This is a genomic window from Psychrobacillus sp. FSL H8-0510 (genome assembly GCF_038008345.1).
Lineage (GTDB): Bacteria > Bacillota > Bacilli > Bacillales_A > Planococcaceae > Psychrobacillus > Psychrobacillus psychrotolerans.
The window spans coordinates 1,517,758-1,532,588 of sequence record NZ_JBBOYZ010000001.1 but is presented as its reverse complement, the minus strand read 5'-3'; the positions used below and the strand labels follow the sequence as shown (position 1 = coordinate 1,532,588).

Here is a 14,831-nt window from a genome sequence, read left to right as displayed (position 1 = left end):
TATATAAACTTTCACCAATTAAGCAGAATTAGAGATATAGAAATCCGCCAAATTTATTAATATATTTCATCACAAGACAAAAAAACCCACTCAAATATTTGAGCAGGATGTATCATATGCTTTTTCATCACCATTATATATTCCGAGCTTATAAACCTGATTGGTTCTTTTGAATAATAGATATAATCTCGATATATAACGCTGTCATTTCGTCAGGGGTCTTTTCTAAACCATTTTGAATCCACTGTTCAATTAATCCTAAAAATGCTGATGTGATAAAGGATAAGTAGTATTCCATTGGCACCTTTAAGTTTGTATGGAAACTTTCATTTTTCTCTAAATTAACACGCACTTTTTCTGAAAAGGCATCTCTAAATCGAAGATGAAAACCAGCTCTACCACGATCACTTAAAAATATTTTTAACATTGGCGCATGCATTTTAATCGAGTTAAATAAGGTAGCAGCTAATTGTTCTTGATTCTTTTCAAATTTTTGCATAGATGAATAATATTTTTGCAATTCATCAATATGATTGCCTAAATCCTCAAATAACTGTTGCTCAAGTTGATCAAGTAAATCAAATTTATCTTTATAGTGTAAATAAAATGTCCCGCGATTTATTTGCGCAACTTTTGTAATGTCACCTACCGTAATTGCTTCAAATGACTTATTCTCTATAATCTGTATAAAAGACGTTTGGATAAGTTTTTTTGTTTTGCGATTTTTTTCTGTATAAATACTCAAAAAATCAACTCCTCCCAAAAATGAACACACTGTTAACTTTTGTTTATTGCTTTAATATACGCGTAAATTGTAAGATATACAAGTACCACTAAACAACATGTTGAAAATTGAGAAAGGATGAATTCCAGTTGAGATTATTTAAAGAAAAATTAGCATGGGTTGCTCCTATCGCTGTAATATTAATAATTGCTCTATTCTCTTTGAACCTATTTGCTCAAGGAGATCCCAAAGTTAAAAATCTACCAATTGCGCTTATAACGAGTGATGAAGGCAGTCATGTGGATGCTGTAAAAGAAGCAATCGAACAAATGAGTAAAGGTATCGAAGGTGAGGAACCGATGTTAGCTTTTTCAAGTGAAAAAGAAGCAGATATTGAAGAGTTGTTTGCTCAAAAAGAATATTATGCAGCTCTAGTTATTCCTGAAGGGTATAACGATGCCGTACAAAATGCCATGACAAGTAACACATCAGCAACTCTAAAAATATATATTAATCAAGGTTTTAACATGACAGGTGCAAACTTTGCGAAAACTGCTTTAAATGGATTAGTTACCCAAATTAGCGATCAATATTCAACAAACCTTATAGGACAATTGGGCGATCAACAAATAGATGCTAACCAAGCATCTGTGCTTGTCCACCCCGTCGTATCTGAAGAAAAAGTATTCAATGCAATCACTACTGCCACAGCGAATGGGAGTGCACCAACATTATTGGCAGTGCCTGCTTGGGTTGGAGCATTAATCGGTGGCTTCATTGTTTTTCTAGCTACATCTAGCATCTTAAAAAAAGAAATGCTAACACGTAAACAAACATTACGTCTAATGAGTGGACAATTATTATTCGGTGTAATTATCGCCCTGTTCTCAGGCTTTACTGTTGCAACACTTGCACAGATTGCTGGTATTAATATGCCAAGTTACTTTTTAGTCGCTTTCTTTGTATCCTTTGCAGCTTTCTGTTTCTACTTATTGGTATCAGCTATAACTGCATGGATTGGCAAACCTGCCATTACGTTATTTATGGTCGTTATGCTATTAGGTATGGGTGTTCTAATGACACCACAAGAAATGCTTCCAAGTTTCTTTGTAAACTTCATTCGTCCTTGGGTACCAATTCGGTTTGCTTCTGAAGGTTTACGTGAAATCTTCTACTTTGGTAGCGGCTTCTACACAGGGGAATCTTTCAACACTATTTTAGGAATTGGTATTGCAGGTTTATTGATTTTCCTACTGTCTATTTTTAAACCAGTACGTACAAAAACTAGTTCAAAATAAAGAACAGTTGGCAAGCGTATATGCTTCCATCATTAAAAAATGCTCTTTTGTTCCGTCCAATCAGATCTAACATTATTATCGACTTACGCAACTAAAGTGAACGAAAAAGCCAACCATATTGATCTGACCCAATAAAGTTAGACAAAAGGGAGTTCAGTAATAAAAATGACTAACCTTAGCACCCCCATGATACTCAACTAGAGCACCCGTTTGGTTGAATAAGTGTTTTTTCAAATGTTAAACGACTAAAAACAGAAAAAATAAGTTAAGTTTTATAACTTATTTTTTCTGCTTTCAATTAGTAATAAAAGTGACAACACCACTACACTAAATACCACTATAAACAAAAATGACAAGTATAGAGTCATGAATCCTTCAAATGCCTCATCAAACACTATAAGAGCGACATCCGGGTTATAAATACCACCCATAGAAATATATCGAACCACTTCAAGATAAACAAGATGGAAAATAATACTCATCCATAATGTTCCTGTATACTTTCTATATAGCTGTAGAGCAATTCCAAAAGTGAGGAGCAATATAATATAATCTATAGTTATTATAAATGGATCACTAAAGAATATTGACTCTAATGCCATTACAGTAATCGGAATACAAATGAACATCAACGGTTGCAAAATTAATGAGATGATGAAGCGAAATTTCTTATTCAACTCTTGAAATATTAACCCACGTATAAAGACTTCTTCTGGAAATGCCTCATACATAAATGCTGTCAGTGCATTGATTAAAATGGCAATTATAACACTTGATGTAAAATTAAATCTAACATTTTCAATGCCACCAAATATATAAGCCGTTAAAATTCCTAATAGGGCTAAAGTAAAAGGCAAAGTAATTCCCACTATCAACTTAGAGGATGATTTTAAACCCTTCAAGCCAATGTTACTAAAAACGTCTGGGTTTTTTCTTTTAAGTATATAAAGTATAAAAAGCGTTAACCCAGTAAAGATTACTCCTTGTAAGAGCATGCCTATTTGTCGATCCATATCTTGTTTTTCTATCAAATATTGTCCGATATTACCCGATACAAAGAGGAATAATGACACGAGTACAAAGTACAAAATTAACCTGCTAATCCTGAAACTTGATGAATCTATTTGAATTCTCCTCTCTTTTTAATAGATTATTATTAAATCTTTTCTGGTGAAAAACCTTTTAAGTATTTTGTGTCATATTCCTCAGTAAAATGTTCATATGACTTTAATTCTTCTTTCGCCAAATCTGTTAAATAAGAAAACTTCGGCAATTTTTAATACTTTATTAGATTTCACATGAACTACTCCTTTCACGCCTCCCCCAATGTTAAGGAAAAAGAGCTTTTGATCAACATAACTTATCATTATGAACACGTACTTAATTTAAGAGAAAAGACCTTTTAAATATATTCTACTTCCCTCTAGTTATTCCTTCTTCAACTAATCTGATTCTTTAGTTCAGTAAGAAAAAAGGCTCCACTTCTTTTTGAAGTAAAGACCCTTTAACTTAATAAAATTTATTTTATTCACTTGGTATATAGCCAATTACTTCATTGGTTATGGGGTCAACGAGGATTAAAGGTGTACCGAATACAACATTATCTTTATCTTCGAACGAAACCATTAATACCTCTTTTCCATCATAAGTTTTATCCAAAAATTCGTAGCTATTATCAGCATTCATTTTTTTCACTTTCGCACTTTGCCAATCTTCTTTAGCCCTGTCATACCAACCTTTTTCATTTATAAATTCCCATGCTACTGCCCTAACATCTCCATAATTATCCGTATCATTTGTATTTTCTATAACTTGTTTATTGGAACAACCAATGATTACCCATATCGAAAATACCGCTAAGGTTAAATATAAAAATTTTAATTTCATAATACTTTAACCTCTTTTCAATTAGACGATAAAATCTATTTTGGTATTCAATAATTCAACTCTTGTTAAACTAAACTGCTGCTTTAGTTCATTAAGAAAAAAGCCTTTACCCCTTCTGTAAGTAAAGGATCCGTTATTTGAATAACTAAGCTTATTTGGGAACCTCAATAGTTTCAATACCACTAAGAAAAATTAAACCATTTCTTTTTATCGTGTATCTTACGTAATACGTCTTATCTTTCTGAATTAAATTCATTACCATTGGTTCCCTAACAATTACTTTAGTCTCTTCTTGATGTCCTACTGGGGCATTAGGGTTAAATCCCTTTATCCATGCTTCATTGTTATCGTTAGAATACCCTTTTTCAGTGACAGTAAAATCAGTTACAGTTAACACAGACGAAAAAGAATTATAAATTAAAAAAACATTTAAAAAGGCAACAGAAATTGTTATAGCCGAAAATAAAGTTCTTTTACTCTTCATAAAATTCCCTTCCTTCACTATCCTGCTTCGTTAGTTAAATAAAAAACAGCTACCACTATAGGCAGCCACTGTTTAACTAAAGCACCCAATAGTGAAAAACATCTCTACATTCCTTTTATCCCATTAGAATCAAAAACCCAATTGTTAAAATCATTGATCCAATAGAAATTAGGTACACTATTACAAATTGATTAAAATTAATCTTTTTTAATTTACCTTTTCTTTTCAGACTGTATAAAAACATAGAAAATCAATAATTTTTTCTCAAACAATTAGATTAATCAGATATTTTATTTAATGGTTAGATCCTTAATCGTTATATAAAGTCGCCTCGCGGAATTCATTATATGAGACCTGATATTTTCAATTTCATTTAAACTAGAAATCTTTATTTGAAGTTCTGCTACTCCTTTTAAATTACTGATATTTATATTCTCTTTTTCTATCCCAAAATCTTGAATAAGCTTATTTGTAAAATTAGTTATTTTGCCGTTACCTTTCTTTCCAACATAAAATAAAATCTTAATCTTATAACTTCTAATGGAAATTAAATACTGATTCAAGGCCCAAATATAATTATCTTTTTCATTATCATAATGGCTTGGATCTCCAAAATGTTTGGCTTGACCACAATGATGACAAATTGCTATATAACTAACATGTCGCCTATTTACACCCGGTTGTTCAACATTCACAAAAACTTCATAGGGAATAAACACATCACGTGAACAAAATCTACAAATAACAGGCTCATCGTAAATCGTGATACGACTTTTTTGGGGGCGTAGGGGTTCATCCATCCCGCTCATTCTTTTGTCACTTCCATGTATTCAATAATAGATACATGTTTTTGTAACATATGATCAAATCGGTTTTTTTCTTGAAACATTCGAATTTCACCACATGACGTGCAAGAAAATGATTGCAATGTGAGCTGGTCTGTTACCGTTTCACCTAAAGGATATAAATCCGTATAAACTTCACGATGCAAAAATTCATCTTGCTGACAAAAAAAACAAACGAGCTGCTTGTCACGAACTTTTATTTGATACGTCCCTCTTCTTCTAACCATTCCATCACTCCTGATCATTAACACTGCCTTATTTTACGTTTGAATTAAATGAGGGTTCCAAATTTAAATAATTTACCCATTTAAAAATACGCCATCTTAGCTTATTCAACTAAACTGCTTGATTAGTTCAATAAGAAAAAAGGCTTTCTCCTTCTTAAAGTAAAGCACCCATTAGTTCAGTAAGTTCAACAAAGAGGCGTTTAGCCCTCGTCCTCCTGTATGATAAAGGGAATTAATAATTAATACTCCAACTCTTCTAATTAAAAAGCTTTTATTACTGACCATCCTTTATAAATACCTTTATATTTTTTGGAATATAAAAACATAAGCTCAGTTTGATAATCAACAAGTGCCAATGCTTCTGTTTTAGTTACTTTAATTATAGAATAATCGAAATTTTTATCTTCAATGGCAATATTAAATCCTGTTTCACTTATCTCACTAATACATTCTCTTGCAAATTCATTTGGTATTGCAAGTACATGGGTAATGTGACATCTATTCACCTGTGATAAGTTTATTTGGGTTTGTTTTATTTTTATTCTGTTTTCCTTAAGTCTTTTTTCCTTTTCTTCAGAGGTTTCATAGCAATTGAATAACCCTACACTAAGGGAATGGTCAATTTCAATACGATTATAATCTAAAATCCATTTTCTAAACTTATGATATAAAGGTAAAAGATTATCTTTATTTATGCTAAAAACATCACAACCTCGGTCATCATACATATGAAATATTATATCCTTCTGGGTGCTTATAAAATAAACAGATTGTCCAATAGAAGGTGCTCTTCCTTGTTCATAATTTCCTATACCTTCAAGTATTTCCTTGTAAGGAATAAAATTTAATTGTGAGGATAGTAGTTTCACTTTGTATTCATTCTTGATTTCTATGGTTTGACCAGTTAACTCATCATAATCCTCATCTATATCGAACAAAGTTTCCTCTTCTATATTTTGCTTACTGAGTAAATCATACAGGTATACTGGAGTAGTATTTCCAAACATGATGTCCTCGGTTAGTTCCCAATCTTTTATATAAACATAAATAATATCATCTTTCTTGAACAATTCTTCAAATAATGTAGTAAATCTTGTTACAACTTGGTTTATTCTTTCTTTAGTGCCGTTTTCATATGGCTCACCTAGTTCAAACCTTAGATGCAATTTACTTGTTAGGTTTGGAAAATTGCTGTCTATGTACTTCAATATTTTTTCCTTCATTGGAATAGCTCCCTTATATTAATTTCGAATAATTTTCAGTCAGCTTCATCTCTTTTATAAGTTTCCTTATTGAAGTAATTCACCCGTCTTACTGGGGAATAGTTTGCAAAACCGACAACTTTGCCATTAACTTCCGCAACATAAAGAATAGAACGTTCTAAACGTTGTTTCATACCTTCATCATTGTAAGCTGAATTTAAGAAGTTATTTTGTACCTCTAATGGAATTATGCCCTCATATGTAGCATTCCAAGTTGTTTTCGCTATACTTTGAACTTGTTTTGTATCTGCGTACTGCATCTTACGAATCGTAATACTCATATAAAGTCCTCCTTTTGTTCAACAACTTACATATATTAACTAATTCAACACAATCGTAGAAAAACCTTCTTATTAAACTAGGTGAGTAGAAGAGAACCTCTCTACCTTGCGGTAGATTGTGTTCCTCCCCCCTCACAGAGCCGTGCTTGCACTATTTACGTATACCGCTTCTCCTCACCGAAATATAGCTAATCTCTTTTCTTAAGTCGTATATATTCAATTCGTGGTTAGGGTAACGCGTATTTATGAAGAAAGAGATTGAATTAATAGAGAGAAGTAAAATTACTTCTCTCTTTTAAATATATTATTCTGACTCCATCGTTTTTCTAAACAAATTCTGATTCTTTAAAGCCATAATACTAACTATTGCAAGTAAAATACCAGAAACAATAAAAATACTACGTACACCGAAGTAATCTGAAAGAATACCCATTGTTAGTGAGGCAATTCCAAATGTGCCTGTTCCAATAGTGCCAAGAGAAGTATAAACAGTTGCTAATTGGTCTTTGGATACGCTTGTTTGGATTAATGTTTGTTGAGGTATATTTTTCAATTGTCCAAAAAGCCCTATTAAGGCGGATAGGACCATTGCGATTACAGGGAAACTCGTCAATCCAAATACAACCGTAAAAATGCAAGTCATAAACGCTCCTGTAATGATAAAAACGTGACGTTTTTTATCTACAAACAAGGAAAACTTAATGCACAATAAACTTCCCACTACTAAGCCTATAAAAAAAGCTGCATTAATATAACCCCACCAATATTCTTCCGCCTTTAAAGCCTGTTCGACATAGACCAATATTATTGCTGCTATCCAAACTGAGCCAGCAATAGTTTCAAAAAATTCCATACGGACCACTGTTTTTAATAACGGTGTCCGTTTAATAGTTCGCCAACCTTTGGTTAATTGAGACCATTTTTTTTCTTGTCTTTCTTCTTTGTGTTCTACATTTTTTAACAAACTCAAGAAAATGCTTGAAAAAATAAATAGTACAGTAACTATCCAGATTAGTTGGTTTGGACTGAATACGATTAATAGCATACTTCCAAAAAACCAAGTCCCTATTTGGATAGTTTGTGTAACTGTTTCTGCTATTCCGTTTGCTTCTACTAAGCTTTCTTCCGCTACATAAAAAGGAATTAAAGTTTGTCTAATTGGATTCGCACAACCATCAAGAAGAGCAATCAAACCAATCGCTACAAATATGAAATAATAGTTATTTGAATTAAAACCCATCATCAAAAAAAATCCTAAGCCCAATAAAAATAATGTTTTTCCTATTTGTGAACCAACTAATAAACGTTTCAAATTGTACTTACCTATTAGCAGTGGTGTTAAAACACTTGAAATAAACATAGAAAAAGTAATGGTAAACGGAACGAAGGCTGATGCGGTAGCTGACTCGGTTAAACTGTAAATAATGCTAATAACACCGACAATGTACAACACGTCGCCTATATTAGCTAATGATTGGCCAATCATTAAAAAAAGAAAATTACGATTTGATTTCAATATTATCCCCCATTTTCTTCTGAATTGCCTGAAAAAAATGAAGGGTGTTAAATTGGACTATTATGCATGAAACTTTGCTCCTTTATGTACGCAGTATGACAAAAATCACTGGGGGATAACATGACTTATCATATTACGTTTGAATATTAACTTGATTGTACCTTAAATCTTTATTAAATTAAATGGCTGTTCTTCGCAATATATAACGATTATCAACCATTTTCTTTAACAGAGCCCAAAAAATTAATAATTATGTTGAAGTGCTAAAACTCTTGAGGAAAAATCGACCCTTTTTTCGAATTCGTTAGATAATGTTACAAGTGAACAATTCATTTGCAAACAAAAATGGAGGGAGATGACTACAGTCATCTCCCTCCATTTTTTAAACTTTATTAATCGTTTCGACTCATTCCAGTATAGATTAATACTAAACGTAATAACTCTAAAACAGCAACTGCTGTAGCAGCAACATAAGTTAAAGCAGCTGCGCTTAATACTTTTTTCGCGTGACGTTCTTCCTCATTGCGAATAATGCCGTGAGAAACCATTTGATCCATAGCTCTACTCGAAGCGTTAAATTCTACAGGTAATGTTACAATTTGGAATACAACACCAGCAGCTAATAACACGATCCCTATCAACATCAGATTAGGGAAACTAGCTATCATACCGATCATGATGAAAACCCAAGAAGCATTTGACGAAATATTAGCTACTGGCACTAATTTATGACGTAAATTTAAAAACGAATATGATTCTTTATGTTGAATGGCATGACCGACTTCATGTGCTGCAATCGCAGAACCTGCAACAGAAGCTTCATGGAAATTATGAGAAGATAATGCCACTATTTTTGTCATTGGATTATAGTGATCGCTTAAAAACCCTCTACTCTCCACAACCTGAACATCAGCTAAACCATTTGCATCAAGAATTGTTCTTGCTACTTGAGCCCCTGTCATCCCGGATGTAGAACGAACTTTTGAATATTTTTTATATGTTCTTTTAACTTTCATTTGTGCATACAAAGGCAATAACAGAATTATTGCAAAGTATATAAGATAAGAAGCCAAATTTTTTCCCCCTCTATAATCTATACTTCTTATTTTAATAGGAATAATAGAGACATTCAACTAATACGCTTTGACCTTTTTTGATAAATAAAAGAAGCTAACAAAATACAAGCAATAGATAGCCAAAATGTAAAGTAACCAATCTGATCAGCATACTTATCTAAACTACTATATATTGGCATCTGATCAAAAACATAATCAATCACATCATTATGTAATGTCCATATAGCAGCTATTATGATGTGTATCCATCTAAAGCGATAAAAAGGAATGTAGAGAATAGCCTGAACAGCCATTGCAAAATGCGATGCTACGAGCATCCACCCCATCCAACCTAGATAATCATTTTCAACATATGTCCAAATATTCATGACTACAGCCCATAATCCATATTTAACTAGTGTGATTAAAGCTAGAGCTTCAATCAACTTCCAGTTTTTCTTTAATAACCAAGCAAATAAAGCAATTGTAAAAAACAAACTTGCTGTAGGACTATCAGGAACGAATAGTAGGAATTTCGCCTCCGTTTGGGACAACTGACTTTCATACCAAATGTAGCCATAAATAGTGCCAAGTAGATTTACTATGAATAATAGCCACATAAATGTTTTGTTAAAGAGAACTAGTTTTATATACATTAGCAATTCTTTCATTTATTTGGACTCCCTTTTTGTGTAAGAAAAAAAGAGAGTCAGTTTCCTGACTCTCTTCATTTGTTAAAATTATTCTGCTGGTTGTAATGTAGTGATATACTCAGCTAGTTTTTGTAACTCTTCCTCGGTACCTGTAAATGTTCCACCAGGCATACCGCCTTTACCTTCATGAGCGATTTCAACGATTTCCTCAGCAGTATATTCTAATCCTACTAATGGTAAACCGATACCGCCCTCAAAGGAGTTACCGTGACACCCAATACAAGAAGAACCTTGATAAAGTTGATAACCTTCGGAAGTTTCATCAAACTCGACTGATACTTCTTCTTTAATCTCACCGTAAGCTTTAGCAGCTTCCCAGTCATGGTTTACAACAGATTCCCATGTTAAGTAAATGATTGAAGCAATTGCTAGAAGCATGAATCCTGTCGGTAATGGACGTTTCCATGGGCTTCTTTCCTTGCTTGTATCTAAAAATGGTACTAATAATAGCGCTCCGAAAGCCAGTCCTGGCATTACGATTGCTCCAATAATATTAAATGGTCCTGAAGCAAATTCATATTTCAATAATTGGTATAAAAACAAGAAATACCAGTCTGGTACTGGAATATAACCTGTGTCAGCTGGATCAGCTGGGCGTTCAAGTGGCGATGGATGTGCAACAGTTAATACCAAATAACCAACTAAGAATACCGCACCGACTAACCATTCTTTAAGTAAAAAGTCAGGCCAGAAAGCTTCTGTTTTGCCTGGATACTCAGAATAGTCTTTTGGAGTGTTTTTCTTACGGTTAGAAAGATCTGGTACACGTGAGTCTCCAACGAATTTCATGCCTTTTCCGCGATGCATAGTGTCCCCTCCTTGTAACAATTATCTGTTCCATTTACCCATTAAAGTGGTCCAGAAATACCTTGACGACGAATCATGATAAAGTGAGCTGCAAGTAATGCAAATAGAGCAGCTGGCAAGAAGAACACATGAATCGCAAAGAATCTTGTTAATGTTTGTGCACCGATGATTGTTTCATCACCAGCTAAAAGCGTTTTAATAATTCCACCAACGAATGGAACAGATGCTGCAATTTCAATACCTACTTTAGTTGCGAACAATGCTTTCATGTCCCACGGTAATAGGTAACCTGTAAATCCTAAACCTAACATAACAGCGAAGATTAGTACTCCGACCATCCAGTTTAGTTCACGAGGTTTTTTATAAGAACCAGTAAAGAATACACGCAATGTATGTAAGAACATCATAACAATTACAAGTGATGCTCCCCAGTGATGCATCCCACGTACAATTTCACCGAATGCTACTTCATTTTGAAGATAGTAAACAGATTCCCATGCATTTTCAATATCAGGTACATAATACATAGTTAAGAACATACCTGAAAGAATTTGAATTACCGTGATGAAGAACGTTAATCCTCCGAAACAGTATACAAATGCCGAAAAATGATGTGCAGGGTTTACGTGTTCTGGTACTTCATGGTCTGCAATATCACGCCATATAGGAGTAATATCAAGACGTTCATCCACCCAATCATAGATTTTATTAAGCACTGATGTCGTACCCCCTTACTTTAAACTAATGTGTTAGGAATAGCTTTCCCAATTTCTAAGAACCCGTCATTTTCACGAACTTCATATTGATCCAACGGACCTAGAGGTGGTGTTTTTGGTACATTTTTACCGTTTTTCTCGTAACGACCAGCGTGACATGGACAGAAGAATTGATTTTTGTGCGCTGGGTCTGCTTCCCAGTTTACTGTACAACCTAAATGCTTACATACTGGAGAAAGTGCGATAATTTCATCGCCTTCTTTGTATACCCAAGCTGCATTGGTAATATCAGACTTGTACCATGCGTCCACTTGTTCAAAAGTGAAGTCAACACGTTCTGGAACTTCTGTAATATCGGCAATTTTCTTCTCCGTTAATACAAAATCTCCGCCTTCTTTTTTCTGCAATACAGGATCAACTGCAAATCGTACCATTGGCATAAGCATTCCAGCTGCCATAAATCCGCCAACACCTGTTAGGGTGTAACTTAAAAACTGACGTCTTGATACTTTATTGTTACTCATCCTTTTCCCCCCTCTTACTTAAAGGTTCAGTCCAATGGACATACTTGCTTGAATAATAATACTAGGACATATACATGATATATCAATAAAAAAGGAAGGTCAATATTCGATTTCCTCGAATTATAAACTTTATAGACAAATTATGTTCCAAATTGTCACTAATTCGCCCATATTTTCGCAAAAATCGGAATAAGTTGTCGTAATTGATCTTCTAATACTGAGTTTCTCATTTTTTGGTCCATGGAGTCCAGTGGAATAGATGGAATCCATATAATATTTTGTTCTTCTCCCATTGTACTCCAGTCTCTATCAGAAGTAACGTAAAAGATGTGTTTGAATGAGGCTTTGTTTAGTTCTTCTTGCCACGTTTCAAATATCGATTGCTTGTCCTGACTCTTTGTATAAGAGAAGGAAGGAAATAAAACAATCCTCCCTTTGAACTGATTTTCAATTACGTTTGCTAATGACAATGTGAATTCAGCTGCTGAGGCTGCAAAACGGAAACCTTCATCAGAACCATCAATCTGTATAAGTGGAATCACTGCTGTATCTATATATTCTTTTTGTGCTTGAAAAACTGTGCTATCTTTTCCGTTCCAATGCATTTGTAACCTCTCCTACATCTCTTTATGTTGTATTTGCTTCCACAACGAAGAAAGTTCCATAAACTTTTCTTTGTTATTATCATCAATTGCTTTATCAATTTGCTTTTTTAATTGCTCTACTTGAAATGAATACAAGCTTTCACTAACTATATCCTCAGCTATCATTTTATCCTTCTCATTGATCTGTAAATATTTTGGCATATAAGGATTCTCTTCTAGTACTGCAAGATACTCTGGACTCGGTGGCATCATTTGAAAGTTTAATTGAATATACATATCCTCTTCTGGATGTAATCGTAAATCATGGAAAGATTTTTCAGCATCAGCGGTCATAATACTTCCCTTGTAAAATCTAAAAGGTATACCTGAGGACGTAGTCACAGACATGATCATTGCTCGAGGACAATAATGTGCCTCCTCTACGAAGTGTACATTATTTAACAATGTCTCATGGCTTATTAAATAATTCAAGATCCACACGCACTCTCTTCTTTTCATCTGATACTTTTTCAAAAACCAACGAACAAATTCTTTTTTCTCACCAACTGAAACAGAAGCAGTCACGTAACCTCTCCTTCCCTCATTTATTCGAACATTTCAAACCATTCACTATTTTCCGGTTGAAGTTTTTGTAAAATCAGTACAACTTCTTTTGCTTCTGCCCTTTTCCCTTCCTCTAGAAGGAAATAAACATACTTTTCTAAAAATGGAACATCCTCTATATGTTCAGTATATGCAAGCTGATAAAATTCGTATGCTTTTTCATACAATTCTAATCTTTCGTAAGCGGTTGCCAAAAACGGATACATGGCAGACCATTCAAAATGCTCCTGCTTCAACGTTTCATAGAGCTCCACTAACTCTTCATCTTTTTCTTCTGTTGAATACAACGAAGATAAAATGAAGATAGCATCCATATATTCTGGGTCCAATGCAATTGCTTCTCTTAAAAAAGTTTCTGCTTCCTTCACTTTACCCAATTTCAAGGAAATTTTACCTGCAAATAAATAATATTCTTTTTCAAACTCATCACGAGCGATTCCATCTGTAATTGCTTTTAGAGCATCCTCATTTTTTTCGAGCATCGCATAGGTCTCTGCAAGCAACATATAGCCTGAGAAGTAGTCAGGATCGATTTGAAGGAGGTCCTCCAATTGCTTGGCAGCAGTTTCATATTGCTGCACTTGGAACGATGCATAAGCTGCATGGAATAGTACGTCTGGAGCTACTTCCTTTTCAAGCGCTAATGCGTAGTATGGAATCGCTTCTTCATAGGCTGCTCCTGCACTATAAATTTCTGCTAGTTTAAGGGACAAATCGATAGCCTGAAGTGATTCTTGATGGGGCAGTAGATCCTCCATCACACGTGCTGCTTCTAAGTATCTGCCGGTTTCAAACAATAATTCACCTTTAGCATACAAAAGCAAAGGCTCTTTAGGTAAAAGTGTCAGTGCTTCGTTTATCTTTTGTTCTGCAACCTCATATAGTCCAAGCATTTGATAGTAGTCTGCTAACGTGAGTAGTGCTTGCGGATACGCGTCACTTGTTTTTTCGATAGTCGTTAGCATTTCTAGTGCTTCATCTTCTTTGTCCATTTCTAAATACAGCTGGGCTTGATCGATTTTCAATTGATTTTCCTCAGGAAATAAAAACTGAAGATGTTCTAGGATTGAAATAGCTTCCTGTAAAAAACCAGATTGTGTTAATAGATCTGCTAACTGGTATTGCTCGTCGGGATCGCCATTCAATAAAAAGCTTTCTAGCATTGTACTAATTTTTTCTATGTTTCCTTCTTCCATCGCGTGGATAAAGGGAGTAAAGTTGTCCATATTATCACCATACTTTCATTATACCTTTATCCTACAAGAACATTTGTTTTTGAACAAG

The 14,831-nt window shown here is 34.0% G+C and carries 17 protein-coding genes and 1 pseudogene; 1 reads left to right on the top strand and 17 read right to left on the bottom strand.

What is annotated here, in order from left to right:
• Window positions 1-148: 148 nt before the first annotated feature.
• Complete coding sequence (locus tag MHI40_RS07470) at window positions 149-745, bottom strand: TetR/AcrR family transcriptional regulator (protein ID WP_340762100.1); 597 nt, start codon at window positions 743-745, stop codon at window positions 149-151.
• Between the two features lie 128 nt (window positions 746-873).
• On the opposite strand from MHI40_RS07470, the gene MHI40_RS07465 reads away from it, so the two are divergent.
• Complete coding sequence (locus MHI40_RS07465; protein ID WP_340762099.1) at window positions 874-2,022, top strand: YhgE/Pip domain-containing protein; 1,149 nt, start codon at window positions 874-876, stop codon at window positions 2,020-2,022.
• A gap of 272 nt (window positions 2,023-2,294) precedes the next feature.
• On the opposite strand, the gene MHI40_RS07460 is transcribed toward MHI40_RS07465, so the two are convergent.
• The 16 genes and pseudogenes from MHI40_RS07460 to MHI40_RS07385 all read right to left on the bottom strand — a co-directional run bounded on the left by MHI40_RS07460 (window position 2,295) and on the right by MHI40_RS07385 (window position 14,773).
• Window positions 2,295-3,053, bottom strand: coding sequence for a CPBP family intramembrane glutamic endopeptidase (locus MHI40_RS07460; protein WP_340762098.1), 759 nt, complete (start codon window positions 3,051-3,053; stop codon window positions 2,295-2,297).
• A gap of 493 nt (window positions 3,054-3,546) precedes the next feature.
• Window positions 3,547-3,909, bottom strand: coding sequence for a hypothetical protein (locus tag MHI40_RS07455; RefSeq protein WP_340762097.1), 363 nt, complete (start codon window positions 3,907-3,909; stop codon window positions 3,547-3,549).
• Between the two features lie 151 nt (window positions 3,910-4,060).
• Window positions 4,061-4,393 (bottom strand): hypothetical protein, encoded by a 333-nt coding sequence (locus MHI40_RS07450; protein ID WP_340762096.1) that lies wholly within the window; start codon window positions 4,391-4,393, stop codon window positions 4,061-4,063.
• A 290-nt stretch (window positions 4,394-4,683) separates the two neighbouring features.
• Window positions 4,684-5,202, bottom strand: a complete 519-nt coding sequence (locus MHI40_RS07445) for a hypothetical protein (protein ID WP_340762095.1) — start codon at window positions 5,200-5,202, stop codon at window positions 4,684-4,686.
• The gene (locus MHI40_RS07440; RefSeq protein WP_340762094.1) at window positions 5,199-5,465 is read right to left on the bottom strand and encodes a hypothetical protein; all 267 of its coding nucleotides are present in this window, start codon (window positions 5,463-5,465) and stop codon (window positions 5,199-5,201) included. The genes MHI40_RS07445 and MHI40_RS07440 overlap by 4 nt, the downstream gene beginning before the upstream one ends.
• A gap of 260 nt (window positions 5,466-5,725) precedes the next feature.
• Window positions 5,726-6,688 (bottom strand): DUF3885 domain-containing protein, encoded by a 963-nt coding sequence (locus tag MHI40_RS07435; protein ID WP_340762093.1) that lies wholly within the window; start codon window positions 6,686-6,688, stop codon window positions 5,726-5,728.
• Between the two features lie 86 nt (window positions 6,689-6,774).
• Window positions 6,775-7,008: pseudogene (locus tag MHI40_RS07430) on the bottom strand (GNAT family N-acetyltransferase); the annotation flags it as partial.
• A gap of 304 nt (window positions 7,009-7,312) precedes the next feature.
• Window positions 7,313-8,524, bottom strand: a complete 1,212-nt coding sequence (locus tag MHI40_RS07425; RefSeq protein ID WP_340762092.1) for an MFS transporter — start codon at window positions 8,522-8,524, stop codon at window positions 7,313-7,315.
• A 392-nt stretch (window positions 8,525-8,916) separates the two neighbouring features.
• The gene (locus MHI40_RS07420) at window positions 8,917-9,597 is read right to left on the bottom strand and encodes a zinc metallopeptidase (RefSeq protein ID WP_093534725.1); all 681 of its coding nucleotides are present in this window, start codon (window positions 9,595-9,597) and stop codon (window positions 8,917-8,919) included.
• A gap of 56 nt (window positions 9,598-9,653) precedes the next feature.
• A complete protein-coding gene (locus MHI40_RS07415; protein ID WP_340762091.1) occupies window positions 9,654-10,250 on the bottom strand; it encodes a DUF1405 domain-containing protein in 597 nt (198 codons plus the stop codon).
• A gap of 69 nt (window positions 10,251-10,319) precedes the next feature.
• A complete protein-coding gene (locus tag MHI40_RS07410; protein WP_093534729.1) occupies window positions 10,320-11,099 on the bottom strand; it encodes a menaquinol-cytochrome c reductase cytochrome b/c subunit in 780 nt (259 codons plus the stop codon).
• A 41-nt stretch (window positions 11,100-11,140) separates the two neighbouring features.
• Window positions 11,141-11,815 (bottom strand): menaquinol-cytochrome c reductase cytochrome b subunit, encoded by a 675-nt coding sequence (qcrB, locus tag MHI40_RS07405; RefSeq protein WP_093534731.1) that lies wholly within the window; start codon window positions 11,813-11,815, stop codon window positions 11,141-11,143.
• A 20-nt stretch (window positions 11,816-11,835) separates the two neighbouring features.
• Entirely contained in the window at window positions 11,836-12,339 is a 504-nt protein-coding gene (locus MHI40_RS07400; protein ID WP_090561754.1) for a QcrA and Rieske domain-containing protein, read from the bottom strand.
• A gap of 158 nt (window positions 12,340-12,497) precedes the next feature.
• Entirely contained in the window at window positions 12,498-12,944 is a 447-nt protein-coding gene (locus MHI40_RS07395; protein WP_340762089.1) for a YpiF family protein, read from the bottom strand.
• Window positions 12,945-12,956: 12 nt separating this feature from the next.
• Window positions 12,957-13,508 carry a ReoY family proteolytic degradation factor gene (locus MHI40_RS07390; protein WP_093534735.1) on the bottom strand — a complete coding sequence of 184 codons (552 nt, stop codon included), beginning with the start codon at window positions 13,506-13,508 and terminating at the stop codon, window positions 12,957-12,959.
• 20 nt (window positions 13,509-13,528) lie between these two features.
• Window positions 13,529-14,773 carry a tetratricopeptide repeat protein gene (locus tag MHI40_RS07385; protein ID WP_093534737.1) on the bottom strand — a complete coding sequence of 415 codons (1,245 nt, stop codon included), beginning with the start codon at window positions 14,771-14,773 and terminating at the stop codon, window positions 13,529-13,531.
• Window positions 14,774-14,831 lie beyond the last annotated feature (58 nt).

Bases quoted from the DNA above. Each gene is read 5' to 3' on its own strand.
- MHI40_RS07455 (WP_340762097.1), bottom strand. From the start codon at position 3,909: ATGAAATTAAAATTTTTATATTTAACCTTAGCGGTATTTTCGATATGG.
- MHI40_RS07450 (WP_340762096.1), bottom strand. From the start codon at position 4,393: ATGAAGAGTAAAAGAACTTTATTTTCGGCTATAACAATTTCTGTTGCC.
- MHI40_RS07445 (WP_340762095.1), bottom strand. From the start codon at position 5,202: ATGAGCGGGATGGATGAACCCCTACGCCCCCAAAAAAGTCGTATCACG.
- MHI40_RS07440 (WP_340762094.1), bottom strand. From the start codon at position 5,465: ATGGTTAGAAGAAGAGGGACGTATCAAATAAAAGTTCGTGACAAGCAG.
- MHI40_RS07435 (WP_340762093.1), bottom strand. From the start codon at position 6,688: ATGAAGGAAAAAATATTGAAGTACATAGACAGCAATTTTCCAAACCTA.
- MHI40_RS07415 (WP_340762091.1), bottom strand. From the start codon at position 10,250: ATGAAAGAATTGCTAATGTATATAAAACTAGTTCTCTTTAACAAAACA.
- MHI40_RS07410 (WP_093534729.1), bottom strand. From the start codon at position 11,099: ATGCATCGCGGAAAAGGCATGAAATTCGTTGGAGACTCACGTGTACCA.
- MHI40_RS07400 (WP_090561754.1), bottom strand. From the start codon at position 12,339: ATGAGTAACAATAAAGTATCAAGACGTCAGTTTTTAAGTTACACCCTA.
- MHI40_RS07395 (WP_340762089.1), bottom strand. From the start codon at position 12,944: ATGCATTGGAACGGAAAAGATAGCACAGTTTTTCAAGCACAAAAAGAA.
- MHI40_RS07385 (WP_093534737.1), bottom strand. From the start codon at position 14,773: ATGGACAACTTTACTCCCTTTATCCACGCGATGGAAGAAGGAAACATA.